25 protein-coding genes and 1 pseudogene are annotated in these 25,859 nt (G+C 67.9%); 13 read left to right on the top strand and 13 right to left on the bottom strand.

The features are described 5' to 3' along the window. Positions 1-99: 99 nt before the first annotated feature. Both ACZYZ9_RS00005 and ACZYZ9_RS00010 read right to left on the bottom strand, forming a co-directional pair. Positions 100-2,490 carry a phosphoketolase family protein gene (locus tag ACZYZ9_RS00005; RefSeq protein WP_463824198.1) on the bottom strand — a complete coding sequence of 797 codons (2,391 nt, stop codon included), beginning with the start codon at positions 2,488-2,490 and terminating at the stop codon, positions 100-102. Positions 2,491-2,535: 45 nt separating this feature from the next. Then, positions 2,536-3,383, bottom strand: a pseudogene (locus ACZYZ9_RS00010) (SDR family oxidoreductase). A gap of 33 nt (positions 3,384-3,416) precedes the next feature. On the opposite strand from ACZYZ9_RS00010, the gene ACZYZ9_RS00015 reads away from it, so the two are divergent. From ACZYZ9_RS00015 to ACZYZ9_RS00025, 3 genes are all read left to right on the top strand, one after another. Then, positions 3,417-3,926, top strand: coding sequence for an N-acetyltransferase family protein (locus ACZYZ9_RS00015; protein WP_463824199.1), 510 nt, complete (start codon positions 3,417-3,419; stop codon positions 3,924-3,926). Between the two features lie 65 nt (positions 3,927-3,991). Continuing rightward, on the top strand, positions 3,992-5,476 hold the full coding sequence (locus ACZYZ9_RS00020; RefSeq protein ID WP_463824200.1) for an acetyl-CoA acetyltransferase: 1,485 nt from the start codon (positions 3,992-3,994) through the stop codon (positions 5,474-5,476). 91 nt (positions 5,477-5,567) lie between these two features. Beyond that, positions 5,568-7,637 (top strand): NAD-dependent epimerase/dehydratase family protein, encoded by a 2,070-nt coding sequence (locus ACZYZ9_RS00025; RefSeq protein WP_463824201.1) that lies wholly within the window; start codon positions 5,568-5,570, stop codon positions 7,635-7,637. On the opposite strand, the gene ACZYZ9_RS00030 is transcribed toward ACZYZ9_RS00025, so the two are convergent. The 6 genes from ACZYZ9_RS00030 to ACZYZ9_RS00055 all read right to left on the bottom strand — a co-directional run bounded on the left by ACZYZ9_RS00030 (position 7,626) and on the right by ACZYZ9_RS00055 (position 13,481). Continuing rightward, complete coding sequence (locus ACZYZ9_RS00030; protein WP_463824202.1) at positions 7,626-8,351, bottom strand: DUF72 domain-containing protein; 726 nt, start codon at positions 8,349-8,351, stop codon at positions 7,626-7,628. The two genes, ACZYZ9_RS00025 and ACZYZ9_RS00030, sit on opposite strands and share 12 nt — an antisense overlap. Next, positions 8,348-8,983 (bottom strand): HhH-GDP family DNA glycosylase, encoded by a 636-nt coding sequence (locus ACZYZ9_RS00035; RefSeq protein ID WP_463824203.1) that lies wholly within the window; start codon positions 8,981-8,983, stop codon positions 8,348-8,350. Before ACZYZ9_RS00035 ends, ACZYZ9_RS00030 begins: the two co-directional genes overlap by 4 nt. A gap of 42 nt (positions 8,984-9,025) precedes the next feature. Next, on the bottom strand, positions 9,026-9,358 hold the full coding sequence (locus ACZYZ9_RS00040) for a TfoX/Sxy family protein (RefSeq protein WP_463824204.1): 333 nt from the start codon (positions 9,356-9,358) through the stop codon (positions 9,026-9,028). A 4-nt stretch (positions 9,359-9,362) separates the two neighbouring features. Further along, complete coding sequence (locus ACZYZ9_RS00045) at positions 9,363-9,851, bottom strand: hypothetical protein (protein ID WP_463824205.1); 489 nt, start codon at positions 9,849-9,851, stop codon at positions 9,363-9,365. Between the two features lie 18 nt (positions 9,852-9,869). Beyond that, positions 9,870-12,188, bottom strand: a complete 2,319-nt coding sequence (gene lon / locus ACZYZ9_RS00050) for an endopeptidase La (RefSeq protein WP_463824206.1) — start codon at positions 12,186-12,188, stop codon at positions 9,870-9,872. A 72-nt stretch (positions 12,189-12,260) separates the two neighbouring features. Next, the gene (locus ACZYZ9_RS00055; protein WP_463824207.1) at positions 12,261-13,481 is read right to left on the bottom strand and encodes an alpha-hydroxy acid oxidase; all 1,221 of its coding nucleotides are present in this window, start codon (positions 13,479-13,481) and stop codon (positions 12,261-12,263) included. Between the two features lie 25 nt (positions 13,482-13,506). Here ACZYZ9_RS00055 and ACZYZ9_RS00060 point away from each other — a divergent pair, with 25 nt between their 5' ends. Then, entirely contained in the window at positions 13,507-13,923 is a 417-nt protein-coding gene (locus tag ACZYZ9_RS00060) for a DUF1810 domain-containing protein (protein WP_463824208.1), read from the top strand. Here the strand turns inward: ACZYZ9_RS00060 and ACZYZ9_RS00065 are convergent. From ACZYZ9_RS00065 to ACZYZ9_RS00075, 3 genes are read right to left on the bottom strand one after another with little or no spacing between them, the layout of a single operon-like run. After that, positions 13,920-15,179 carry an alpha-amylase family glycosyl hydrolase gene (locus ACZYZ9_RS00065; RefSeq protein WP_463824209.1) on the bottom strand — a complete coding sequence of 420 codons (1,260 nt, stop codon included), beginning with the start codon at positions 15,177-15,179 and terminating at the stop codon, positions 13,920-13,922. The genes ACZYZ9_RS00060 and ACZYZ9_RS00065 overlap by 4 nt on opposite strands. A 16-nt stretch (positions 15,180-15,195) precedes the next feature. Further along, positions 15,196-15,732, bottom strand: coding sequence for an alkyl hydroperoxide reductase (locus tag ACZYZ9_RS00070; RefSeq protein WP_463824210.1), 537 nt, complete (start codon positions 15,730-15,732; stop codon positions 15,196-15,198). After that, positions 15,729-16,316 (bottom strand): peroxiredoxin, encoded by a 588-nt coding sequence (locus ACZYZ9_RS00075; RefSeq protein WP_463824211.1) that lies wholly within the window; start codon positions 16,314-16,316, stop codon positions 15,729-15,731. The genes ACZYZ9_RS00070 and ACZYZ9_RS00075 overlap by 4 nt, the downstream gene beginning before the upstream one ends. Positions 16,317-16,418: 102 nt before the next feature. On the opposite strand from ACZYZ9_RS00075, the gene ACZYZ9_RS00080 reads away from it, so the two are divergent. The 4 genes from ACZYZ9_RS00080 to ACZYZ9_RS00095 are packed head-to-tail and all read left to right on the top strand — an operon-like array spanning position 16,419 to position 19,290. Beyond that, a complete protein-coding gene (locus tag ACZYZ9_RS00080; RefSeq protein WP_463824212.1) occupies positions 16,419-17,363 on the top strand; it encodes a hydrogen peroxide-inducible genes activator in 945 nt (314 codons plus the stop codon). A gap of 11 nt (positions 17,364-17,374) precedes the next feature. Further along, entirely contained in the window at positions 17,375-18,088 is a 714-nt protein-coding gene (locus ACZYZ9_RS00085) for an EthD domain-containing protein (protein ID WP_463824213.1), read from the top strand. Next, positions 18,085-18,525, top strand: a complete 441-nt coding sequence (locus ACZYZ9_RS00090; protein WP_463824214.1) for a TIGR03618 family F420-dependent PPOX class oxidoreductase — start codon at positions 18,085-18,087, stop codon at positions 18,523-18,525. Before ACZYZ9_RS00085 ends, ACZYZ9_RS00090 begins: the two co-directional genes overlap by 4 nt. A gap of 9 nt (positions 18,526-18,534) precedes the next feature. Further along, a complete protein-coding gene (locus tag ACZYZ9_RS00095) occupies positions 18,535-19,290 on the top strand; it encodes an enoyl-CoA hydratase/isomerase family protein (RefSeq protein ID WP_463824215.1) in 756 nt (251 codons plus the stop codon). Here the strand turns inward: ACZYZ9_RS00095 and ACZYZ9_RS00100 are convergent. Next, the gene (locus tag ACZYZ9_RS00100; RefSeq protein WP_463824897.1) at positions 19,287-19,475 is read right to left on the bottom strand and encodes a (2Fe-2S)-binding protein; all 189 of its coding nucleotides are present in this window, start codon (positions 19,473-19,475) and stop codon (positions 19,287-19,289) included. The two genes, ACZYZ9_RS00095 and ACZYZ9_RS00100, sit on opposite strands and share 4 nt — an antisense overlap. A 280-nt stretch (positions 19,476-19,755) precedes the next feature. Here ACZYZ9_RS00100 and bfr point away from each other — a divergent pair, with 280 nt between their 5' ends. The 5 genes from bfr to ACZYZ9_RS00125 are packed head-to-tail and all read left to right on the top strand — an operon-like array spanning position 19,756 to position 25,393. Further along, complete coding sequence (bfr, locus tag ACZYZ9_RS00105) at positions 19,756-20,235, top strand: bacterioferritin (RefSeq protein WP_463824216.1); 480 nt, start codon at positions 19,756-19,758, stop codon at positions 20,233-20,235. Between the two features lie 59 nt (positions 20,236-20,294). Further along, on the top strand, positions 20,295-22,361 hold the full coding sequence (locus ACZYZ9_RS00110) for an MDR family MFS transporter (protein ID WP_463824217.1): 2,067 nt from the start codon (positions 20,295-20,297) through the stop codon (positions 22,359-22,361). Between the two features lie 31 nt (positions 22,362-22,392). Continuing rightward, entirely contained in the window at positions 22,393-22,887 is a 495-nt protein-coding gene (locus ACZYZ9_RS00115) for a carboxymuconolactone decarboxylase family protein (protein ID WP_463824218.1), read from the top strand. Next, the gene (locus ACZYZ9_RS00120; RefSeq protein WP_463824898.1) at positions 22,887-24,251 is read left to right on the top strand and encodes a type I glutamate--ammonia ligase; all 1,365 of its coding nucleotides are present in this window, start codon (positions 22,887-22,889) and stop codon (positions 24,249-24,251) included. The genes ACZYZ9_RS00115 and ACZYZ9_RS00120 overlap by 1 nt, the downstream gene beginning before the upstream one ends. Then, complete coding sequence (locus ACZYZ9_RS00125) at positions 24,248-25,393, top strand: amidohydrolase family protein (RefSeq protein WP_463824219.1); 1,146 nt, start codon at positions 24,248-24,250, stop codon at positions 25,391-25,393. The genes ACZYZ9_RS00120 and ACZYZ9_RS00125 overlap by 4 nt, the downstream gene beginning before the upstream one ends. Here the strand turns inward: ACZYZ9_RS00125 and ACZYZ9_RS00130 are convergent. Next, positions 25,390-25,848 (bottom strand): limonene-1,2-epoxide hydrolase family protein, encoded by a 459-nt coding sequence (locus tag ACZYZ9_RS00130; RefSeq protein ID WP_463824220.1) that lies wholly within the window; start codon positions 25,846-25,848, stop codon positions 25,390-25,392. The two genes, ACZYZ9_RS00125 and ACZYZ9_RS00130, sit on opposite strands and share 4 nt — an antisense overlap. Between the last annotated feature and the right edge of the window lie 11 nt (positions 25,849-25,859).

Raw genomic sequence — 25,859 nt, forward strand, 5'->3', positions numbered from 1 at the left:
ACCACCCACACCACCAACTGGACCGACTGGACCCACTGGGCCGACAACCACCCACCACCCCACCCCGACGACGACCCCCCGCCCTTCTAGGGGCGCGGGTCAGTCGCTAGGCCAGGTCCAGCCACTGATCTGCGGGTCGTCCTCGCCGTGTTCACGGGTATACATGCGGGCCGACAGTCGCGCGTCGACCATCCGCTGGCGTAGTTCAGCCGCGCGGATCGCCAATCCGTCCACCCGGTCGATCACGTCGAGTACCAGGTGGAAACGATCCAGGTCGTTCAGCATCACCATGTCGAACGGGGTGGTGGTGGTGCCGCGCTCCTTGAATCCGCGCACGTGCAACCCGGCGTGGTTGGTGCGCCGATATGTCAGCCGGTGGATCAGCCACGGATATCCGTGATAGGCGAAGATGACCGGCTTGTCCGTCGTGAACAATGCGTCGAACTCCTTGTCCGACATGCCATGTGGGTGCTCAGAGGCCGGCTGTAGCCGCATCAGATCCACCACGTTCACCACTCGCACCGCCAACTCGGGCAACTCGCGGCGCAGGATGTCGGCGGCGGCCAACGTCTCCAGCGTCGGGATGTCCCCGGCACACGCCAGCACCACGTCGGGTTCACCGGTCGTGCTGCTGGCCCACTGCCAGATCCCCACGCCGCGGGTGCAGTGCAGGATCGCCTCCTCCATCGACAGATAGGACAAGGCGGGCTGCTTCCCGGCGACGATGACGTTGATGTAGTCACGACTGCGCAGGCAGTGATCGGCCACCGACAACAACGTGTTGCCGTCCGGCGGCAGGTAGACCCGCACCACCTCGGCGCGTTTGTTGGCGACCAGGTCGATGAAACCCGGATCCTGGTGGGAGGCGCCGTTGTGATCCTGGCGCCACACGTGCGAACTCAGCAGGTAGTTCAGCGAGGCGATCGGCCGCCGCCAGGGCAGTTCACGGCTGGTGGACAACCATTTCGCGTGCTGGTTGAACATCGAGTCGACGATGTGCACAAACGCTTCGTAGCAGTTGAACAGCCCGTGCCGACCGGTCAGCAGGTAGCCCTCCAGCCACCCCTGGCACAGGTGCTCGGAAAGCACTTCCATGACGCGGCCGTCGGGAGCCAGATGATCGGCTGGACCGTCGTAGGGACCGGTCGCCGAGAGCCACACCTTGTCGGTCGCCTCGAACACCGGACTCAGCCGGTTGGACGCGGTCTCGTCGGGACCCATCATCCGAAAGCGGTCGAGGTTACGGGTGATCACGTCACGCAGGAAGTTGCCGAGCACTCGGGTTGCCTCGTGGGTCTCGGTGGCCGGACGCTCGACGTCCACCGCGTAGTCCCGGAAGTCGGGCAGGTCCAGATCGTGCAGCAGCAGCCCGCCGTTGGCGTGCGGATTCGCACTCATCCGTCGATCGCCTTGTGGTGCAATCGCTTTGAGATCAGCCCGTAGCGCACCGTCGGTGTCGAACAGTTCGTCGGGCCGGTAACTGCGCAGCCACTGCTCGAGCTGTTTGCGGTGCTCGGGGTTGTCGCGCGTGCCGGACAGCGGGACCTGATGGGACCGCCAGGTGCCCTCCACGTGCTGCCCGTCGACCTCTTTGGGGCCGGTCCAACCTTTGGGGGTGCGCAGAACGATCATCGGCCACACCGGACGGTCGGTCTGCTCACCGTTGCGGGCGGCGGTCTGGATCGCGCGAATCGAGTCGAAGGCATCGTCCAACGCGGCGGCCAGTTGCTGATGCACGTCGGCCGGATCGTCACCCGCGACGGTGATCGGCCGGTACCCGTAGCCGCGCATCAGCGCCTCGAGCTCGGATTCCGGGATGCGCGCCAGCACCGTCGGGTTGGCGATCTTGTAGCCGTTGAGGTGCAGGATCGGCAACACCGCACCGTCGACGACGGGGTTGAGGAACTTGTTGGAGTGCCAACCGGCGGCCAATGGACCGGTCTCGGCCTCGCCGTCGCCGATCACGCAGGCCACCACCAGGTCGGGGTTGTCGAACGCCGCCCCGAAGGCGTGCACCAGCGCGTAGCCGAGTTCGCCACCTTCGTGGATCGACCCCGGCGTCTGTGCCGCGACGTGGCTGGGAATGCCGCCGGGAAAAGAGAACTGCCGGAACAGTTTGCGCAGACCTTCGGTGTCCTCCTCAATCCCGGTGTACACCTCGCTGTAGGTGCCTTCGAGATAGGTGTTGGCGACCAACCCGGGACCGCCGTGGCCCGGGCCGGTGATGTAGATGACGTTGGCGTCGCGGTCCCGGATGATGCGGTTGAGGTGGACGTAGAGCAGGTTGAGCCCCGGTGTGGTGCCCCAGTGGCCGAGCAGTCGTGGTTTGACGTGTTCCGCGGACAGCGGTTCGGCCAGCAGGGGGTTGTCCAGCAGATAGATCTGGCCGACGGACAGATAATTGGCGGCTCGCCAGTACGCGTCGATGAGGGCCAGGTCGTCGTCGGTCAGGGGCGCGGGCTCGGTCTTCGTTGCGGTTTCTGGACTCATCCGGCCGATTCTTCCCGGCGCGGATGAACGGCGTCTAAGGGCGTCTCAGTCTTCGCCGCGCGCGCGGGCCTCGTACGCCTTGCGCTTTCCACGTCCACGTCGTCGGTGAAGACGTGATCACCGCCGATCAGGCGGTTAAGGCCCTCGGCCACGCGGCGTGGCCAGAACTTCTGCGACACCACCATCGCGCCGGCCATTTTGGTGATCCGCACCCGCGGTCTGGGCTTGGCCACCAACGCCACCACCGCGTCGGCGATCTCGGCCGGTTCGGCGTTGCGGAAGCCCTTGGCGCCGGAAGTGCCGGCGGTGAGTTCGGTGTTGACGAATGTCGGCAGCACTGCGGAGAAGTGCACCCCGGCGGCGCGGTACTCGAGCCGCGCCGAGTCGGTGAACGCCAGCACCGCGTGCTTGCTGGCGACGTAGGTGGCCAGCCCGACGATGTGCATCTCACCGGCCAGCGAAGCGATGTTGATGACGTGGCCGTGCCCACGCGGCACCATCCGCTGAGCGGCCAGCTTGCTGCCGAGTATCACCCCGTAGACGTTGATGTCGAGGATGCGACGGGTGACGGCGTCGGGCTCGTCGATGATCCGGCCCACCGGCATGATGCCTGCGTTGTTGATCAGCACGTCGATCGGCCCGAGTTGGCGCTCGACCTGGTCGAGGAAATCCGAGAACGAGTTCTGGTCGGTGACGTCGAGCTTGCCGTACACCTCCAGACCAAGGTCGGCCCCGGACTCCTTGACCGTGGTCTCATCGATGTCGCCGATGGCGACCTTGGCGCCCAGCTTGTGCAGCGCGGTGGCGGTGGCCAAGCCGATTCCCCGAGCACCGCCGGTGATAACTATGACTTTGCCCTGTACCTTCACACCGATCGATGCCGTGTCTGCCATGCGTACACGGTAAACCGCTGGATAATGGCACCGATGACGGAGGTACGCACCGCCGTTGCAGCGGACGCCGAGGCCGTGGCACGGGTGCACGTGCGGGCCTGGCAATCCGCTTACCGGGGTCTGATTGCGCAGGACTATCTCGACAGCCTCACACCGGAGGCACGGGCCCGCCGATACGACTTCGGCCGACCCGGAATCGGCGTGCCGGTCACGTTGGTCGCCGTGCAGCACGACGCCATCTGCGGTCTGGTCACCATCGGCCTGTGCCGGGAGGAGGACCTGCCGAACTTCGGTGAGCTGATGGCGATCTACGTCGACCCGGACTGCTTCGGCACCGGTATCGGCCGGTTGCTGATCGGCGCGGGGCGAGACCGGCTGCGGGGGCTGGGAGTCGAGGGCGCGGCGCTGTGGGTCCTGCGGGACAACGTCCGCGCGCGCCGCTTCTATGCGCGCGACGGCTGGCAGCCGGACGGGGCATCTCGCACCGAGAGTTACGGGGACCGGCCGGTGGCCGAAGTGCGGTACCGTCGCGTCCCCGTGTAGCGATCGCTCGGCTGCCTGCCCGACATCGGAAGCGGCGGGCGCAGGCCTCACGATAGGTTCGATTCATGCCCGTGGATCCCAGGACACCGGTGCTGATCGGCTACGGCCAGGTCAACCACCGCGACGACGTCGACCCCGACAAGCCGTCCATCGAGCCGCTGGACCTGATGGTCAAGGCGGTCCACAACGCCGCTGACCAGCACGTCATCGACGCTGTCGACGCCATTCGGGTAGTGCACATGTTGTCGGCGCACTACCGCAACCCGGGCCGGCTGCTCGGCGAGCGGCTCGGCCTGGCCGACTTCGCGGCCGGTTACAGCAGCGTCGGCGGCAACACCCCGCAGTCGCTGGTCAACCGGGCGTGCCTGGACATTCAGCAGGGCCGGGCCGGGGTGGTGCTGATCTCCGCGGCGGAGACCTGGCGCACCCGCAACGCGCTGAAGAAGCAGGGCCGCCGGCTGGTGTGGACCGAGCAGGACAACTCCGTGCCGATGCCCGAGATCGCCGGCGACGACGTCCCGATGGCCGGCGACGCCGAAATCCGGATCAAGCTGGACCGGCCCGCCTACGTGTATCCACTGTTCGAGCAGTCGCTGCGCATCGCCAACGGCGAATCGGTCGAGGAGCACAGCAGACGGGTCAGTGAACTGTGGGCGCGCTTCAATGCAGTCGCGGTCGACAATCCCCACGCCTGGATCCGGCGGGCGGTGACCGCTGAGGAAATCCGCGAACCCAGCCCCGCGAACCGGATGATCAGCTGGCCGTACACCAAGTTGATGAACTCCAACAACATGGTCGACCAGGGCGCCGCGCTGATCCTGACCTCCGTCGAACAGGCGCAACGCCTACGGGTCCCGCCCGAGCGGTGGGTGTACCCGCAGTCCGGTACCGACGCGCACGACACATCGGCCATCGCTGAGCGCGGTGAACTGCACCGTTCGCCGGCGATCCGGATCGGCGGTGCCAGCGCGCTGGAGCTGGCCGGGCTGGGCATCGACGACCTCGATTACGTCGATCTGTACTCGTGCTTCCCGTCCGCGGTACAGGTCGCGGCGAACGAGTTGGGGCTGGCCACCGACGATCCCGCCCGGCCGCTCACGGTCACCGGCGGTCTGACGTTCGCCGGCGGACCATGGAGCAATTACGTCACTCATTCGATTGCGACCATGGCCGAGCTGCTGACAGCGAACCCCGGTCGACGCGGACTGATCACCGCCAACGGCGGCTACCTGACCAAGCACAGCTTCGGCGTCTACGGCACCGAACCACCGACGGAGTTTCGCTACGAGGACGTGCAACCGGCGGTGGACCGGGAGCCCACCACGGTGGGGCCGGTCGAATGGGAGGGTGTCGGCACCCTGGAAGCGTGGACCACGCCGTTCGATCGGGACGGACGACCCGAGCGGGCCTTTCTGGCGGTACGCACGCCCGACCAGGCGCGGGTGCTGGCGGTCATCACCGATCCGGACACCGCCGCGGCGACCGTGCGCGACGACATTGCGGGAGCCAAGGTCATCGTCGCTGCCGACGGCACGGCGACGCTGCGTTGACCCACCGCGGTCACGTTAGTGACTCAATTCTGCGCAACCATGGTTGACGTGCTTATTGTCGTTAGATACACGCTGGGGGAGGTGACGCCACGTGCACGTACTGCTTACCGACGCAGTCGGCACAGTAGGGCGGTTGGTCGCACGCCAGCTCCTGGCCGCCGGACATACCGTCAGCGGCATCGCCACCCGCGCACACCCCGCCCTGGAGCCTGACGTCGAATTCGTTCGCGCGCCGCTGCGTCACCCGGTGCTGGCGGAGTTGGCAGCTGAAGCCGACGTCGTGATCCATCTCGCCCCGGTCGACCCCAGCGCGCCGGGCGCCGCCGGCCTCACCGGCGTCGCACATGTGGCGCATGCCGCGGCCCAGGCGGGGGCGCGATTGCTGTTGGTGTCACAGGCCGCCGGGCGGTCTGAGCTGTACCGCCCGGCTGAGCAGCTGGTATCCACCGGCTGGGCACCGAGCCTCGTCGTCCGCATCGCCCCACCGGTTGGCCGCCAATTGGACTGGATGGTGTGCCGGACAGTGGCCACCCTGATGCGCAGCAAGGTTTCGGCCCGTCCGATGCGGGTGCTGCACCTCGACGACCTGGTCCGATTCCTGGTGCTGGCGGTCGGCACCGACCGCACCGGGGTGGTCGATCTGGCCACTCCGGACACCACCAACGTGATCACCGCGTGGCGGGCGATCAGATCCGTCAACCCGCGGCTGCGGCTGCACGGGGTGCCGGGTTGGGACGACCTGCTTCCCGAGCTGAATATCGCCACGGTGCAGGAGGATTGGGATTTCGAATACGGCTGGCGGGCTAACGACGCGGTGCTGGACACCGGCCGGGGCCTGACCGGTCGCAGACTCGACCCCGACGGCGCCGTGTGCGCCTCGCCCTCACTGGCGCTGCCGGTCGAGACGCCGCCGCGGCCGCGTCCGGCCCAGGACAGCCGCGCGGTAATGCCCGACGGGCTGGAAGGGGAGTTCGACGACCGCATCGATCCTCGGTTTCCGATCTTCAGCGCGACCGACCTGGCCGAGGCACTTCCCGGACCGCTCACCCCGCTCACGCTGGACGTGCAGCTAGCCGGCCTACGCGGCGCCGCGCAGGCCATGGGCCGGGCGCTGGCACTGGGCGAGGAGTTCGCCGAGGAGTGGTCCAACCGGGCGATAGCGGTGTTCGGCCACCGCCCCTACATCGGGGTATCGGCCAACATCGTCGCCGCCACTCAGCTGCCCGGCTGGGACGAGCGCGCCATCGCCCAGCGTGCCCTCGGTGACCGGGCCGCCGATCTGCTGCCGGGCGCAGACCCGCCCTCAGCCGGGCCCGTCGGCAAGGCGGTGGCGACCGCGCGCTCGGTCGCCCTGCTGCGCCACCTGCGGGCCGACACCCAGGCCTACGTCGCCGCCGCAGCGACCGAGCACGCCGGACCGGCGGAACTGGCTGCGCTGAGTGACGCCGCCCTGGAAGTCCGGTTGCGGCTGCTGCGCGACCGCATTCACCAGGGCTGGATCCTGACCGGACTGTGGGTCATCGACTCCGGCGTCACCGCGGCCACGCTCGAGCACACCCGGGCAGCTTCGCGCGTGTCCGGCATCGGGATGATCGTCGAGAGTGGCCGCGTGGCGGCCGAGACCGCCGCACTGGCGGCGCTGTTGCGGGCCGACCCGCCGTTGTGCGCGCTGGCCCGTCAGGGCAACGTCGGCAGCATCCGGGCGTTGTCGCCGACAGCGGCCGCCGCCCTCGATAGCCTGGTCGCCCACCTGGAGCACCGGGGCCCCGGCGAAGCCGAACTGGCCTGCCCGACGTTCGGCGACGACCCGGGACTGTTGCTGACTGCGGCGGCTGCGGCCGCCGACGCCACCGCTGCGGCCGTCGACCCGCCCGCATCGGTGTCCCAGCGGGTGGCCGACAGCGCCCGCACTTCGCGGGAACTTGCCCACGACACCACCATGCGGTTCACCCATGAGTTCCGCATGGCCGTGCACGAGTTGGCATCTCGGCGAGTGGCGGCAGATGTGATCGACACCGTCGACGACGCGCACTACTTGCTCTGCGACGAACTGGTCACGCTGCCCGCCGACGCGCGACTGCGGGTCAAGCGCCGCCGCGCCGAGCGTGAACGTCTGCAGTCGCAACACCCGCCCGATGTCATCGACGGATCAGCTCAGTAACTCGCGCAAGGACAACGCGTTTCGGACGGCGTGACCACCGAGGTCGTTGTTGAAATACACCCACACATCGCGGCCTTCGCCGTCCCAGGCGCGAATGCGGCCGGCCCAGTCGCGCAGATCGGCCGCGGTGTAGGAACCGGTGTACATCGAGGCCGGTTCGGGCCCGTGCAAGCGGATATAGACGAAGTCGGTGGTGGCGCGCCGGACACTTGCCAGCCCGGCGCCGCTCATGACCACGTAGGCGGCGTGGTGCCGTTCCAGCAGCGCATACACCTCGGGGGCGGCCCAGGAGGGGTGACGCAATTCGACGGCCACCCGAACCGGTGTGGGCACCAGGCGCAGGAATGAGTCCAGTCGAGCATCGTCACGCTGCTGCTCGGGATGGAGTTGGACCAGCAGCACCCCACGCCGATCACCCAGTAGCTGCCAGCAGCGTTCGAAGCGTTCGATCCACGGTTCCGGCGAGGCGAGCCGCCGGTAGTGGGTCAGTCCACGATGGGCTTTGACCGTCATGGTGAAGCCGTCGGGCAACCTCTCACGCCACCCGGCGAACGTCGAATCCTTGGGCCAGCGGTAGAAACTGGCGTTCAACTCGACGGTGTCGAAGACCTCGGTATACCGAGCCAATCGACGCGCGGCCGGTAACCGGGATGGGTAGAGCACGTCGGTCCAGTGGTCATAGGACCACCCGGAGGTGCCGATCCGTACCGTCAACCGGCCGCCTGGTGGCGCACGTCGTCGTCCAGCGACACCCGCACCAGCGCCGCCGCCAGTTTGGCGTTGCTGCGCGGCGCCAGCGCGGAAAGTTTCACCGGATCGGTGGGCAGGTTCAACGCCTCTGCCGCAGCCAGGGCCCGGGCATCGAAATGCGGTCGCACCCAGGTCCACACGTCCTGCACCTCGCGCAAGAAGATGTCGGCACCGGTGTCGCCGATTCCTTTGAACTGCTTCAGCATTCGTGCAGCTTCGACCGGGTTCTCGGCGCTGCGGACAGCCAGGTCACGCAGATCGCCGCCGAATTCGTCGCGCACCCGCTCGGCGATGACGGTGAGCCTGGTGGCCGAACTCTCGTCATACCGGACGTAGCGGGCGCGACCGAAGGCCCTGATCATCGTCCTGCGGTCGGCTGCCAGCACGGCCTTCGGGGTGCGCAAACCGGCGTCGAACAATTCGCGACCGGCCCGCATCGCGATCGCGGCGTCGATGGGTTTGCTGGCCAGCATGCACAGCACCAGCAGCTGGAACAACGGCATGGGCTGGTCCCGGAGCCGGACGCCCGCCTCCGCCGCAAAGGTGATCCCGGCGACCCTGAGCAGCCGTCGTACCTGTGGCGCGGGGTCGTCCATGGGCGGGGCGTACCCGCACCGACACCGGGCAAACCGACCCGGTTACCTGCGCGGCAGGCTGCGAGCGTATTTCACCCCGCGGACAACCCAATTCTGTAGTTGGCGTTTGGTTTTCACGCCATCGGGTGACACCAGCACCCAACCGCGCGTTTCCCGGCCCGCCATCACCATCGGGCTGACGTGGTCTCGCGCCAGCAACGTGTCGGTGTCCTCCCGAGGCACCCGCACCATCAGACCACCCTGCCCGCTGACGCAGACGGACATGTTCCCGCCGACCAGGAACGCCAGTCCGCCGAACATCTGTTTTTCGTCGACTGCGGGCTCGGTGGCCACCAGTTCGCGGACCCGGTCCGCGAGGTGCGTGTCGTAGGCCACGGGGTCACACCGGTCGCGGAGCGGGGACGCCGATCACCCGCAACACCCATTCCCGGGGGACGCTGAACGACAGCGACCGGCGCGGAATGGTGGTCAGCACCGCTTCGGGAATCGCGGTCTTGTAGTTGAGCGACAACCTGCCGGAGAACGCGGGATCGACCTGGCTGACGTCGACGTCGAGCAGCAGTCCGGCTGCGCAGATCTCGGCCTGCACCGGACCTTCGGTGGGGGCGTCCCAGCGGAGGTCGATGGCGCGCCCTGCCAGCTTTGGCACCGTGGACAGCGTGCCCAGCACCCGCTGGGAAGTGATCGCCACCGCACCGGCGTAGCTACGGACGTTGCCCTTGGACACCTTGCCGGGCACCGATCCGGTGAACCGCAGGGTGACCGGGACGAACTCGGCCAGGTGGATGATGTTCTCGGTTTCGACCTCTGCCCGCAGGTCAGCGGGCAGTTTGCCGATCCTGAACATCTTGCGAAGCAACGCAGCCATCCGTGCACACTAGCGGCACTAGGCCGCTGCCGCCTCCGTCCGCGCCGGTTCCAGCGCCGCGGCGACGATGTCGGCCACGTCGGTCATCGGCAGCACAGTCAGCGTCTCGAGCACTTCGGCCGGCACGTCATCCAGGTCCGGCTCGTTGCGCACCGGGATGAAAACGGTTGACAAACCGGCACGTTGGGCGGCCAGCAGCTTCTGCTTGACACCGCCGATGGGCAACACCCGGCCGTTCAGCGTGACCTCGCCGGTCATGCCGACGTCGGAGCGGACCTGCCGCCCGGTGGCCATCGACACCAGCGCCGTCACCATGGTGACCCCGGCGGACGGGCCGTCCTTGGGCACCGCACCGGCCGGCACGTGTACGTGGATGCGGCCGTCGAGCACCGCGGGGTCGACACCGAGTTCTGCTGCGTGCGAACGCACGTAGGACAACGCGATCTGCGCCGATTCCTTCATCACTTCACCCAGCTGACCCGTCAACTGCAATCCGGGTTCACCGTCGGTGGCCCCGGCTTCGATGTAGAGCACATCGCCGCCCAGCCCGGTGACCGCCAGGCCGGTCGCCACGCCGGGCACCGCGGTGCGTTCGGCCGACTCCGGCGTGAACCGCGGACGGCCCAGGTAGCCAACCAGATCGGGCTCGTCGACGGTGATCGCCGACGAATCCTCGGCCAGCTTGGTGGTGACCTTGCGCAGCGCCTTGGCCAGCAGCCGTTCGAACTGCCGCACGCCCGGTTCGCGGGTGTAGTCGGCGGCGATCTTGCGCAGTGCGGCGTCGGTGACCACGACCTCGTCCTCGGTCAGCGCCGCCCGGTCCCGCTGCCGGGGCAGCAGGTAGTCGCGGGCGATCGCGACCTTGTCGTCCTCGGTGTAGCCGTCGATCTGCACCAGCTCCATCCGGTCCAGCAGCGCCGACGGGATGTTCTCGATCACGTTGGCGGTCGCCAGGAAGACCACGTCGGACAGGTCCAGATCCAAATCCAGGTAGTGGTCGCGGAAGGTGTGGTTCTGCGCGGGGTCCAGCACCTCCAGCAGCGCCGCACTCGGGTCGCCGCGGTAGTCGGAGCCCACCTTGTCGATTTCGTCAAGCAGCACAACGGGATTCATCGATCCCGCCTCACCGATGGCCCGCACGATGCGGCCCGGCAGCGCACCCACATAGGTGCGCCGGTGCCCGCGGATCTCGGCCTCGTCGCGCACTCCGCCCAGGGCGACGCGCACGAACCTGCGGCCCAGCGCCCGCGCGACGCTCTCGCCCAGCGACGTCTTGCCGACCCCGGGGGGACCGGCCAGCACCATCACCGCACCGGAGCCGCGGCCGCCCACTACCTGCAGTCCGCGCTGGGCACGGCGGGTGCGCACCGCCAGATATTCGACGATGCGGTCCTTGACGTCGTCCAGCCCGTGGTGGTCGGCATCCAGGATCTCCCGGGCAGCCGCCAGGTCGGTGCAGTCCTCGGTGCGCTCGTTCCACGGCAGCTCCAGCACGGTGTCCAGCCAGGTGCGGATCCAGCCGCTTTCCGGGCTCTGGTCGCTGGACCGCTCCAGCTTGCCGACCTCGCGCAGAGCGGCTTCCCGCACCTTCTCGGGCAGGTCGGCGGCCTCGACGCGGGCCCGGTAGTCCTCTGATCCGTCCGGTTCACCCTCGCCCAGTTCCTTGCGGATGGCGGCCAGTTGCTGACGCAGCAGGAACTCCTTCTGCGTCTTCTCCATGCCGTCGCGCACGTCCTCGGCGATCTTGTCGTTGACCTCGACTTCGGCCAGGTGTTCGCTGGTCCAGTCGATCAGCACGCGCAGTCGTTCGGCCACGTCCACGGTTTCCAGCAACTGGCGTTTCTGCACGTCGGACAGGTAGGACGCGTAGCCGGAAGTGTCGGCCAGCGCCGACGGGTCGGTCAGGCTGTTCACGTAGTCGACGATCTGCCAGGCGTCGCGTCGCTGCAGCATGGCCAGCAGCAGCTTCTTGTATTCCGCGGCCAGTTCCCTGACCTCGTCGGTCACCTCCGCATCGGGCACCTCGCTCACCTCGACCCACAGCGCGGCACCCGAACCGGTGGTCCCGGCGCCGATGTGCGCGCGGCGTTCACCGCGCACCACGGCCGCAGTGCCGCCCCCGGGAACGCGGCCGACCTGCAGGATCTTCGCGACCACGCCGTGGGACGGGTAGCGGTCGGCCAGCCGCGGCGCGATCAGCAGCTCACGCGCGTCGCCGGCCTGGGCGGCGTCGACAGCGGTGCGTGCGGCGTCGTCCAACGCAATCGGCACCACCATCCCGGGCAGCACGATCGTGTCGGTCACGAACAGCACCGGGATTGACTTGGATTCAGACATCCATTCCTCCAAAGGTTAAGTCTGTTCGGCTCAACCTTGACCGGCCGGTGTTTGTTCCCCCGGCCGCGCGCGCTAGCGGTAGAGCTGCGTCACATGCGTGGGGGAAAGCTCCTCGAGGCAGGTGACGCCCAGCAGCGCCATGGTCCGCAGCACACCGCTTTCCAGGATCTCGATGGCGCGCCGCACACCGGCCTCACCGCCGGCCATCAACCCGTACAGGTACGCCCGACCGATCAGGGTGCAGCGCGCCCCGAGTGCGACCGCGGCGACGATGTCGGCGCCGGACATGATCCCGGTGTCCAGCAGGATCTCGGTGTCCCGGCCCAACTCGCGCGCCACCGTCGGCAACAGCTGGAACGGCACCGGGGCCCGATCGAGTTGGCGGCCACCATGATTGGACAACACGATGCCGTCCACCCCGCGGTCGACCACCGCGCGCGCGTCTTCGAGGGTCTGGATCCCCTTGACGACGAGTTTTCCCGGCCAGGTCGACGTGATCCAGTCCAGATCGTCGAACGTCACGCTGGGATCGAACATGGAGTTCAGATAGTCGCCCACGGTGCCCGGCCAACGATCCAGGGAGGCGAATGACAACGGCTCGGTGGTGAGCAGGTCGAACCACCAATGCGGATGCGGCACCGCGTCGAGCACGGTGCGCAACGTCAGCGCGGGCGGGATCGACATGCCGTTGCGGACATCGCGCAGCCGCGCCCCGGCGACCGGAACGTCCACGGTGACCAGCATGGTGTCGAAACCCGCGTCGGCGGCCCGCCGGACCAGGGCAACCGAACGTTCCCGGTCCTTCCACATGTACAGCTGAAACCATCTGCGGCCCTGTGGAACAGCGGCAACGACGTCTTCGATCGAACAGGTGGCCAGGGTCGACATGGCGAACGGGATGCCGGCCGCGGCCGCCGCGCGCGCTCCGGCGACTTCCCCCTCGGTGTGCATCAGCCGGGTGAATCCGGTCGGCGCGATCCCGAACGGGAGTGCCGTGGGTCCGCCCAGCACGTTCCAGCCGGCGGTCACGTTGCTGACGTCGCGCAGGATCGTGGGGTGAAACTCGATGTCGCGGAACGCCTGCCGAGCCCGGCGCAGCGACACTTCCTCCTCGGCCGCACCGTCGGTGTAGTCGAACGCCGCCTTCGGGGTTCGTCGTTGGGCGATGCGCCGCAGATCCTCGATGGTCAGGGCGGCGTCCAGACGCCGCTTGGTGCGGTCGAACTGGGGCCGCTTGAATTGCACCAGGGGCGCCAGGTCGCGGATCTTGGGGACTTGCCGCTTGACCGCCATCAGGTCATTCAATCAGGGTGAAGTCATGGCGTTCGATCTACAGCGGTTCGTGGACGCGCAGGCCGGCGTGTACGACAAGGTCGTCGACGAGTTGCGTGCGGGTCGCAAACGCAGTCACTGGATGTGGTTCGTGTTCCCGCAGTTGCGCGGGCTGGGCAGCAGTCCGATGGCCCAGCACTACGGCATCGTCTCGCTGGCAGAGGCCCGCGCCTATCTGGCACACGAATTGCTGGGTCCCCGGCTGCGCGAATGTGTGCGACTGGTCAACCAGGTGCCGGACCGGTCGGCCGTGCAGATCTTCGGCCGGCCCGACGATCTCAAGCTCAAATCGTCGATGACGTTGTTCGCCCGTGCCACTGACGACAACGAAGACTTCCGCTCGCTGCTCGAGAAGTATTACGGCGGCGACGAGGACGAGCAGACGGTGGTCCGGCTGGGTTAGAACGGCCGCAGGATCCGCCAGCCGTGGGCCTCGACCACCAACTGCTGGGTGACGTGGTCCTCGGGTGCCGTGGAGCCCGCGATCACCTGCGCCTGTGCGGCACCCAGGTCCGGCAGCGCGAGCTCGAGTGGTTCGTCGTCGATGTTGAGTGCGACCAGCAGGGCGTCATCGCCGCGGCGGGTCTGGAACACGTAATGCCGGTTGGCCAGCTGCACCGCGGTGGTCGTCGCGGAATGCAGCCAAGGGTGGCGCCTGCGCAGCCCGATCAGATATCGGTGCAACTCCCAGATCTGAACGTCCGGTTCAGCCAATGTCATTGGGGGAGCGGGGAATTCTGGGCGCACGGCGTCATCGCCGCCACGGCGCTCCTCTTTGACGCCGCGCAAGCCCAACTCGTCGCCGGCGTAGATGCTGGGCACCCCGCCGATCATCAACAGGATCGCCAGCGCCTGCGCCAGGTGTTCGGGACGCTCGAGCCGGCTGGCTATCCGGGTCACGTCGTGGTTGCCGACGAACGTCAACGGCGCGAAAGTCTCTTGAAACACGTTGTGCCGCTGCAGCGCATGGTCCAGTTCGAAGAAGTTACCGTCGTTGAGGCTGCTCCAGATCGCTTTCCACAGCTCGTACTGGGTGGCCGAATCGAACCGGGCCGCCTCGACCACCGCCGCATAGTCACCGTGAATGAGCTCGCCGACGAACCACGCGTCCGGGTGGCGGTCCCGCACCCTGGGCAACACACGTGCCCAGAAGTCTTGCGGTACGGCGTAAGCCGCGTCCAACCGCCAGCCGTCGGCACCGCGTTGCAGCCAGTGCGCCAGCACCTTGACCACGTAGTCGGCAACCTCGGGATTGCTGTGGTCGAACGCGACGAGCTCGGAGTGGCCTTCGAACGTGCCGCCGCTCAACCAGCCGGCGGGGCCGACGAAGTCGGCGCCGACGTGGTTGAACACGCCGTCGAGCAGCACCCGCAGACCGCGGCGGTGAGCCTCTGCGACGAGGTGGTCGAAGTCGGCGTCGTCACCGAGCCGGGGGTCGATGCGGTAATGGTCGGTGGTGTCGTAACCGTGTGTGCGCGAAGCGAATACCGGACCCAGCGCGACCCCGGAGGCGCCGAGTTCAATGGCGTGATCGAACCAGTCGACCAGCCGCCGCAGCCGGTGCTCGGCCGGGTCCGGCGGCTGGTCAGCGGGAAACGCTCCGACGAAGCCCAGCGGGTAGACCTGCCACCAGATCACGTGCTCGGTCCAGGAGGGCATGCCTACGACACTACGGTCACCCGACGGCGGCCAGGGTGGCTGCCGTGTCGAGTGCCTGCGCCACGCCGGCCACGATCGCGGCCACCTTCAACGCCTCCAGGATTTCCTCGCGGCCCACCCCGGTCTCGCGCAAGGTGTGCTCATGAGCGACCACGCAGTGCGGACACCCGTTGATCGAGGACACCGCGAACGACCACAGTTCGAAGTTCGCCTTGGCCACCCCGGGATTGCCGATGATGTTCATCCGCAGGCCGGGCCGCAGGTCGTCGTACTGGCCGTCGAGGAATCCGCGCCCCCGGTAGAACACATTGTTCATGCCCATGATCGACGCGGCGCCCAGCGCGGCCTGGTAGGCCTCGGCGGAGAGCTGTTCGCGCGCTTCGGCGCCGATCTCGGCCAGCACCTGGGCGTTTCGCGTTGCCGCCGCGCTGGCCAGCAAAGTACCCCACAGTCGCTCGCCGTCCAGGACGGTGCTGCGCGCGATGGAGCCCAGGTTGAGCTTGAGATCCTTCGCGTACTCCGGCAGGGCGGTTTTGAGGTTTTCGATGCTCATGCCGAGGCCTTGAGCAGTTCGCCGGCGTCCAGCGTCGGGTCGCCCTTGCGCCAGTTGCAGGCACACAGTTCGTCGGACTGCAGCGCGTCAAGCACCCGCAGCACCTCGTCGACGTTGCGGCCGACCGATCCGGCGGTGACCGAAACGAATTGGATCTCGTTGTTGGGGTCCACGATGAACGTCACCCGGTCCGCGACGCCGTCGGCATTGAGCGCGCCGGTGGCTTCGACGAGCTCGCGCTTGATGTCCGAGAGCATCGGGAACGGCAGTTTCTTCAGGTCCTCGTGCTGAGCTCGCCACTGGAAGTGCACGAACTCGCTGTCCACCGAGACGCCGAGTACCTGCGTGTCGCGGTCGGCGAACTCGTCGTTCAACTTGCCGAATGCCGCGATCTCCGTCGGGCACACGAAGGTGAAGTCCTTGGGCCAGAAGAAGACGACCCGCCACTTGCCCGGGTAGTCGTCGCTGGACACGGTGGTGAAGTAGTCGCCGGGCTGCTTGGCGTCGACCTCGGACAGATCGCCGCCGACCAACGCGGTCAGCTGGTAGCTGGGGAATTGGTCGCCGATGGTCAACAGGGACATGCGTGCACTCCTTTTTGGACTCAATCAAGATTATCCGTCTCCCTCATGGTGCCTGGAGTTCTGTGTGAAGTAAAGGTGATATGTCGCACTACATTGATAGGCATGACCGATAAGAGTTTCCAGCCCACCCTGGCCGGGTTACGGGCCTTCACCGCGGTGGCCGGAAAGCAGCATTTCAGCAGTGCGGCAACGCTTCTCGGGGTGAGCCAGTCCACCTTGTCGCAGGCCTTGGCGGCGCTGGAGGCCGGGTTGAACGTCCGCCTGGTGGAGCGTTCCACCCGACGCGTTTTCCTGACCGCAGAGGGCACCACACTGTTGCCGTACGCGCAGGCCGTGGTCGATGCGGCAGACGCGTTCGGCAATGCAGCCGCAGGCGCGTCGGATCTGCTGCGGGGCCGCCTGCGCCTGGGCCTGATCCCCACCGTCGCGCCCTACGTGCTGCCGACCATCTTCGCGGGCCTGCCCCGCGAACTGCCGGACTTGACCCTGCAGGTGGTTGAGGACCAGACCGACCGGTTGCTGACGTTGCTCCGCGATGCCACGCTGGACGCCGCGCTGATCGCACTGCCCGCCGAAGCCGCCGGCCTCATCGAGATCCCGATCTACGACGAGGATTTCGTCCTGGCGCTGCCGCCCGGGCACCGCCTGGCCGGTAAGCGGCGGGTGCCCGCGGCCACCCTCGCCGAGCTGCCGCTGCTGCTGCTGGACGAGGGCCACTGCCTGCGGGACCAGACCCTCGAGGCCTGCCGGCAGGCGGGAGCACAGACCGAGCTCGCCGACACCCGTGCGGCGTCGCTGGCGACGGCGGTGCAGTGTGTGACCGGGGGACTGGGGGTGACGCTGATCCCGCAGACCGCCGCACCGGTCGAAGCCGCCCGCAACCGGCTCGGCCTGGCCTACTTCGCGCCGCCGCGCCCTGGTCGGCGCATCGGCCTGGTGTTTCGTGCCGCCCGCGGCGGCGAACAGTCCTACCGGCGGCTGGCCGCAGTCATCGGCGCATTGGTCGACAGCGAACACCAGGTACGGCTGGTGGACCCGCGCTTGTAGGTTCGTCCGTTATGGAGAAGGTCATCGTTGTCCTGATGCGCGCCGAAGCCGACGACCAGTGGTGCGCGCGGCAGCGCGGGCCGGTCGCCGACCAACTGTTGCGGCTCGGTGTGCCGGGGTTGTCGATCAATGTGCGCGACAGCGCAGTGCGCGACTCGCTGATGACGCTCACCACGCTGGATCCGCCGGTCGCCGTGGTGGTGAGCCTCTGGACCCAGCAGTGCTACGGCGAGCAGGTGACCGCGGCCCTGCGGGTGCTGGGCGGCGAATGCGACCGGCTGGCGGCCTACCTGGTCACCGAGTCGGTTCCGCTGCCCGGCCCCGTTCACCAACCCGGCGCTCGGACAACAGGTTTGGCCAACATCGCACTGCTGCGCCGGCCCGCCGAACTGGAGGTGGCCACGTGGCTGGACCGCTGGCAACTCGACCACACCCCGGTCGCCATCGAGACCCAGTCGACCTTCGGCTACACCCAGAACTGGGTGGTGCGCGCAATCACCCCGGACGCGCCGGACATCGCCGCCATCGTCGAGGAGTTGTTCCCGGCCGAGGCCGTCTCCGACCTCAAGGCGTTCTTCGGTGCTGCCGACGACGCGGATCTGCAGCATCGGTTAGGCCGAATGGTCGCCAGCACAGCCGCATTCGGCGCCAACCAGAACATCGACACCGTGCCCACCAGCCGCTACGTGATGAAGTCGCCATTCCGGAAGGACGAGCACGCATGACGACACTCGAGGAGGCGGTGGCGCTGGCCACGGTCGAACGCGGGCTGGCAGTGATCTCAACCGGCCGCGCCGACGGCACCGTGCAGGCCTCGCTGGTCAACGTGGGCCTGTTGCCACATCCCACCGGCGGCGAGCCGGTGCTGGGCTTCACCACCTACGGCAAGGTCAAACTGGCCAACCTGCGGGTCCGTCCGCAGCTGGCCGTCACCTTCCGCGACGGCTGGCGGTGGGCCACGGTCGAAGGCCGCGCTGAACTGGCCGGCCCCGACGACCCGCAGCCGTGGCTGACCGAGCAGCTGCTGGCGTCGTTGTTGCGCGACGTGTTCGCCGCGGCGGGCGGTACCCACGACAACTGGGCAGAATACGACGCGACCATGGCACGGGAGCGGCGCGCGGTGGTGCTGATCGGACCGACCCGCGTCTACGGCAACGGTTAGGGTGGCGCCGTGCTGCTCATCGATGATCAGAACCGCGTCCGCACTCTCACGCTGAACCGGCCCGAAGCACTCAACGCGTTCAACGAAGCGCTTTACGACGCCACCGCCCAGGCGCTGATCGACGCCGCCGAGGATCCCGAGGTGGCAGTGGTCCTGCTGACCGGCGCGGGTCGCGGCTTCAGCGCCGGCACCGACCTGGCCGAGATGCAGGCGCGCATCACCGATCCGGAGTTCCAGGAGGGCACCTACGGTTTCCGCGGCCTGATCGAGGCGCTCACCGCGTTTCCCAAACCGCTGATCTGCGCGGTGAACGGCGTCGGGTTGGGCATCGGCACCACCATCCTGGGCTATGCCGACCTGGCCTTCATGGCGTCCACAGCCCGGCTCAAGTGCCCGTTCACCAGCCTGGGCGTGGCGCCCGAGGCGGCCTCGTCCTACCTGCTGCCGCAACTCGTCGGCCGGCAGAACGCGGCCTGGTTGTTGATGTCGTCGGAGTGGGTCGATGCCGCGGAGGCGTTGCGGATGGGGCTGGTCTGGCGGGTCTGCGCGCCCGACGACCTGCTGGCCGAGGCCCGGCGGCACGCTGAGGTGCTTGCCGCCCGGCCGATCTCCAGCCTGATGGCGGTCAAGCACACCATGGTCGAACCGCTACGCGCCGAGATCGCTGCGGCGACGGCGCGGGAGAACGCGCATTTCGCGGAGTTGATGGGGCAGCAGGCGAACGCCGCGGCGCTGGCCGATTTCAGCGACCGGAAGCGGAGCTAACCGACGGCCGCGGCCGGATCGAGCGTGGTGGCCGCGGCCAGGATCGCCCGGAGGGTCCGCCGGCAGCGGCCACAATCCCCGCCCGCCCCACATGCTGCGGCGATTTCCTTCGACGTCGACGCACCCCGCGCGACGACGTCACAAATGGTCTGATTGGTGGCTCCGACGCACAGGCAGACGTACATCAGCAAACCCGCAAGGTTGCCGCAGACAGCGCCGGAGAATTGAGCCGCATAATTAGCACAGTCTAACCTAAGGTGGTTAGTGAAGTCTAACCTAACTTAGGTTAAGCTCGCCGATTTTCGGCTTGGCCGCCACGCCGCGGGAGCGACGAAGGGTGTCCTGACTTGCGGATATTGCACTAGATTCGAGGTCGGCACGCAAAGCTGCTGCTGACCCCGTATGGCGCGCTCCAGCCCAGCCGCCTGCGGCCGACATGACCGACTTCACCCCTGAGGAGTGAGCATGCAAGGCGATCCCGACGTTCTGCGGCTGCTCAACGAACAGTTGACCAGCGAACTCACCGCCATCAACCAGTACTTCCTGCATTCCAAGATGCAGGACAACTGGGGCTTCACCGAGCTGGCTAAGCACACCCGCGCGGAATCGTTCGACGAAATGCGGCACGCCGAGGCGATCACCGACCGCATTCTGCTGCTGGACGGCCTGCCGAACTATCAGCGCATTTTCTCGTTGCGGATCGGCCAGACGCTGCGCGAGCAGTTCGAAGCCGACCTCGCCATCGAGTACGAGGTGTTGAACCGGCTCAAACCGGGCATCATCATGTGCCGCGAGAAGCAGGACAGCACCAGTGCGGCCCTGCTGGAAGGAATCGTGGCTGACGAGGAATCGCACGTCGATTACCTGGAGACTCAGCTGGAGCTGATGGACAAGCTCGGCGAGGAGCTGTACTCCGCCCAGTGCGTCTCCCGTCCGCCCAGCTGACGCCGGCTCGACACGCCGCGGGGTGATCGGCGGTCACAGACCGGGACCGGAAGGTGGTCATGACAACCCCGCGCGCAGCGGTCACGGACCCGTCGACCGATTTCGCCCCCAGCGGCCCGCTGCTCACCGCGCGGCGGCGCAACTTCATCTTCCTGGCGGTTCTGCTCGGCATGCTGCTTGCCGCCCTGGATCAGACCATCGTCGCGACGGCGCTGCCGACCATCGTCGCCGACCTCGGGGACGCCGGCCGGCAGTCGTGGGTGGTCACCAGTTACCTGCTCGCCTCGACCATCGTCACCGCGCTGGTCGGCAAGCTCGGTGACCTGTTCGGCCGCAAGCGGGTCTTCGTCGTCGCGGTGCTGTTCTTCGTGGCCGGGTCGGTGCTGTGCGGACTGGCGCACTCGATGACCATGCTGGTCGGCGCACGGGCGCTGCAGGGCATCGGGGGCGGCGCTATCACCGTCACCGCCAGCGCCCTGATCGGGGAAGTGGTCCCACTGCGCGACCGGGGCCGGTACCAGGGCATCCTGGGGGCCGTTTTCGGGGTGACCACAGTCGTCGGCCCGCTGCTGGGCGGCTACTTCACCGACTATCTGAGCTGGCGCTGGGCGTTCTGGATCAACCTGCCGGTGTCGGTGGTGGTGATCTGCGTGGCGGCTGCGGCCATCCCGGCGCTGGCCGCCGCGACGCGGCCCGTCGTCGACTACGCCGGGATCGTGTTCATCGGTGTGGGCGCGGCCGCGCTGACCCTGGCCACCAGCTGGGGCGGCACCGTCTACCCGTGGAGATCGGCGCCGGTGATCGGGCTGTTCGTCGGCGCGGTGCTGGCTCTGGGTGTTTTCGCGTGGGTGGAAAGCCGCGCACCCCAACCGATTCTGCCGTTGCGGCTGTTCGCCAGCCCCGTCTTCAGCGTCTGCTGCGCGCTGTCCTTCGTCGTCGGGTTCGCGATGCTGGGTGCGATGACGTTCCTGCCGACGTTCATGCAGTACGTCAACGGCGTCTCGGCGACCACGTCGGGGCTGCGCACCCTGCCGATGGTGGTCGGCATGCTGATCACCTCCACCGGCAGCGGAACGCTGGTGGGCCGCACCGGTCGGTACAAGATCTTCCCGGTCGTCGGCACCGCGCTGATGACGATCGCGTTCCTGCTGATGTCGACGATGGACGGTGCCACCCCGGCGGTGCTGCAGTCGGTGTACCTGCTGATCCTGGGCGCCGGCATCGGCCTGTCCATGCAGGTGCTGGTGCTGGTGGTGCAGAACACCTCGAACTTCGAGGACCTCGGCGTGGCCACCTCGGGGGTGAGCTTCTTCCGCACCATCGGAAGCTCGTTCGGGGCAGCCATCTTCGGCTCGCTGTTCGTCAACTTCCTCAACGCCCGACTGGGGCCGGCCACCGCGGCCGGCGGGATCTCGCCGGACGAGGTCAGTTCACCGGCGGCCCTGCATCGCCAGTCTGCTGCGGTGATGGCGCCGATCGTGCATGCCTACGCGGAGTCGCTGTCTCAGGTGTTCCTCTGCGCGGCGCCGGTGGCCGCGGCGGGTTTCGTGCTGGCGCTGTTCCTGCGCGAAGTCCCGTTGCGTGACATCCACACCAGCGCGGCCGATCTCGGCGACGGCTTCGCCATGCCCACCTCCGAGACACCCGAACAGCTGTTGGAGAACGCAGTGGCCCGCGTGCTGCGCGGCGAATCGGGCATGCGGCTGCGCAGTATCGCGATGCGGCCCGACTGCCGCCTCGACGTCGCCGGGTTGTGGGCGGTGTTGCGCATCAACCGTTATCAACAGTTCTTCGGCGCGGCCCGGCTCACCGACATGGGCGAGACGCTGAACATTCCGTTCGAAGTCCTCGAACCCACCTTCGCGCGGCTGGCCGCCGGCGGTTACGTGGTGCGCGACGGCGACCGGCTCAGCCTGACTCCGGCCGGCGTACAGCAGGTCGATTACGTCTACTCACTGCTGCTGGCCTGGATCGTCGACAAACTGTCCCGATCGGCCGGATTCGCCGGCCGCCCCGACCGCCGCGAGGTGGAAGCCGCGTTGAGTCGCATCGCCTATCGCGTTATCGCACAGCGTGATTGGCATGCCGACGCACCCACGGTGGCGATGCCGCGGGCCGCAACGTGAGCAGCCGGTCCGCCCGGCGTACCATCTCGCCATGAGCCGAATCGGAACTTTCGCTGACGACGACGTGGCCGGCTGGATTCAGAAATCCCCGGAACTCGGCGGCGCAATGGCCAACTTCAGCCACGCGGTCTACACCGCCAACAGGCTGCCGCTGCGCACCCGCGAAATCGCGCGCGCGGTGATCGCCGCCAACAACGAGTGCACGGTGTGCGCCAACACCCGCGACGCCGACGGCCCCGCAGCGGGTGTGGACGAAGCGCTCTACGACCATGCCGCCGAGTGGCGCACCTGGCCCGGCTACAGCGCGCAGGAGCGGTTGGCGGCCGAGTTCGCGCACCGCTTCTCCACCGATCACACCGCGCTGCGCGACGACGAAGATTTCTGGAACCGGGCCGAGGACCACTTCAGTGCGGAGTTGCTGGCCGATCTGGCCATCTCGTGCGCGCTGTGGGTAGGCATGGGACGGGTGCTGCGGACCCTGGACATCGGTCAGGCGTGCCGGCTGACCCTGCCCAGCAGGGCCTGATCACGTCTCCGCCACCTTCCGAGGCCACCCCGCTGGCCGCCGCGGCGATCGCCCAACTCGAGGCAGAGGGCGTGGACACGGTCATCGGCACGGTGGTCAACCCCGCCGGGCTCACCCATGCCAAGACCGTTCCGATCAGGCGTACCAACACATTCGCCGATCCGGGCCTGGGCGCCGGGCCGTCCTGGCACGCCTTCGCCATCGACCAGACCGGCATTGCGTTCACCGACGCCGTCGGCGTGGTCGGGGACCAGCGACTGCGCATCGACCTGTCCGCTCTGCGCATCCTCGGCGACGGTTTGGCGTGGGCCCCGGCCGGCTTCTTCGAACAGGACGGCACCCCCGTAGCGCAGTGCGCGCGCGGCACGCTGCAACGCATCGAGGCCGCACTCAGCGCAGCCGGCGTCGAGGCGACGGTGGGTCATGAACTCGAGTTCCTGCTGGTCGACAGCGACGGCGGTCGGCTGCCGGCCACGCTGTGGGCCCAGTACGGCCTGGCCGGGGTCCTCGAGCACGAGGCTTTCGTGCGCGACGTCACCGCTGCGGCCAACCTGGCCGGCGTCGTCATCGAGCAATTCCACCCGGAATACGGCGCCAACCAGTTCGAGATCTCATTGGCGCCGCAGTCGCCGGTGACCGCCGCCGACCAACTGGTGTTGTTGCGCATCGTCGTCAGCCGTGCCGCGCGCCGGCACGGGCTGCGGGTCAGCCTTTCGCCGGTACCGTTCGCGGGCAGTGTGGGATCGGGCGCCCACCAACACTTCTCGTTGCGCACCTCGGAAGGTCCGCTGTTCTCCGACGGCACCGGCGGCATGACGGCGCCCGGGCAGGCCGCGGTGGCCGGGGTGTTGCGTGGGCTGCCGCAGGCGCAGGGCATTCTGTGCGGATCGATCGTGTCCGGGCAGCGCCTGCGCCCCGGCAACTGGGCCGGTGCCTATGTCTGTTGGGGCATCGAGAACCGGGAAGCTGCAGTGCGATTCATCCAATCCAGCCCCGCCGACCCCGATGGCGGCAACGTGGAAGTGAAGATCGTCGACCCGTCGGCCAACCCGTATCTGGCCTGCGCCGCGATCCTCGGGCTCGCGCTCGACGGCCTGGACACCGGTGCGCCGTTGTCGCCGGAAACCACGGTGGACCCGGCGGCGTTGTCCGAAGCCGACCGGACGGCGGCCGGCATCCTGCTGCTGCCGGACACGCAGCCCGAAGCGATTACCGCCCTTAATGATTCGGCCCTGCTGCGGCGAATTCTGGGCGATCCGGTGATCGATGCGGTGGTCGCGGTCCGCCGAATGGAGCACCACCGATACGGCGGCCTGGACCCGGCGACGCTGGCCGACAGGTTCCGGATGGCGTGGAGCCTGTGACCACACCGTCGGATTCCGCACTGGCGCACCACATCAGCGAGGTCGCACTGATCGATCAGCATGTGCACGGCTGCTGGCTGACCACCGGGGACCGGCGGCGGTTCGAGAACGCCCTCAACGAAGCCAACACCGAACCGTTGGCCGACTTCGACTCCGGCTTCGACACCCAGCTGGGCTTCGCCGTGCGTAACCATTGCGCCCCCATCCTCGGCCTGCCCAGACACGTTGACGCCGAGCAATACTGGCGCAGCCGCAGCCAACTCCGCGAAGACGAACTGGCCCGGCTGTTCCTGCCCGCGGCGGGCGTGCGCAGCTGGCTGGTGGACACCGGTTTCGGCGGCAGCGACGTGACGGACGTCTCCCAACTGAGCCAATGGTCGGGGCGGCGCGCCTACGAGGTGGTGCGCCTGGAGCAGGTCGCCGAACAGGCAGCGCAGGCCGCCGGCGACTATGCGGCGGCGTTCGAGGAGATCCTGCACCAGCGTGTTGCCGGCGCGGTGGGCACCAAGTCCATCCTGGCCTACCGGGGCGGATTCGACCGCGACCTGAGCGATCCACCGGCCGCGCTGGTAGCCGAGGCGGCTCGGCGCTGGCGCGACGTCGGCGGCACCCGGGTGAGCGATCCGGTGCTGCTGCGTTTCGGCCTGCACCAGGCGCTGCGGCTGGGCAAGCCGCTGCAGTTGCACGTCGGGCTCGGTGACCGAGACTGCGACCTGCACAAGTCCAATCCGCTGTACCTGTTGGACTTCCTGCGGGATTCGGGGACGACGACGCCGATCGTGTTGCTGCACTGCTATCCCTACGAACGCGAAGCCGGCTACCTGGCCCAGGCGTTCAACAACGTCTACGTCGACGGCGGCTTGAGCATCAACCAGCTGGGCGCCCGGGCGCCCGCGTTCATCGCCCGACTGCTGGAGCTGGCGCCGTTCCGCAAGATCCTGTACTCATCGGACGGGTTCGGTCCCGCCGAACTGCATTTCCTCGGTGCTGCGTTGTGGCGCAACGGCATTCACCGAGTGCTGGATGAATTCGTGCAGGCCGGGGACTGGGGCGAGGCGGAGGCCATCCGGGTGGTCGACCTGATCAGTCACCTCAACGCCGCGCGCATCTACCGGCTCGCCAGCGGCTTTTCGGCGGGCTAGACCAGGGCGCTGGCGTCGAAAATCCAGGATGTGTCGCCACCGGCGAGCTTCTCGAAGTGATTGGGCGGCGCGAACGCGACCAGACTGTTCATGTCCCAATAGTCTTTCCACACAGTGATTTTGCCGTCCTGCACCTTGTGCACGGTGGCGAATCTCAGGGTGCCCTGCTCACCGCTCTGGAACGTCCAGGTCTCGGAGTGCTCGTAGATCACATCGGAACCGTTGGACACCAGCACGCCGTCGTGGTTCTCGTACGCCGCCAGGTCCGCCAGCCCGATCTTGAGCCGAGTCACGATGTCGGCCGGACCGCGGGCCGACACCGCGGGTACCGGCATGTCGACATAGAGACAGTCCTCGGCCAGGAAGGTCTTGACCGCATCCCAGTCCCGCCGCGAAAGCGCCTGCCACATCCCGGTCACGACATCGGCCGGGGAGTTCGGTGCAACATCTGTCATGCAGGTCAATT

The sequence above is a fragment of the Mycobacterium sp. IDUB_28 genome, assembly GCF_055419285.1.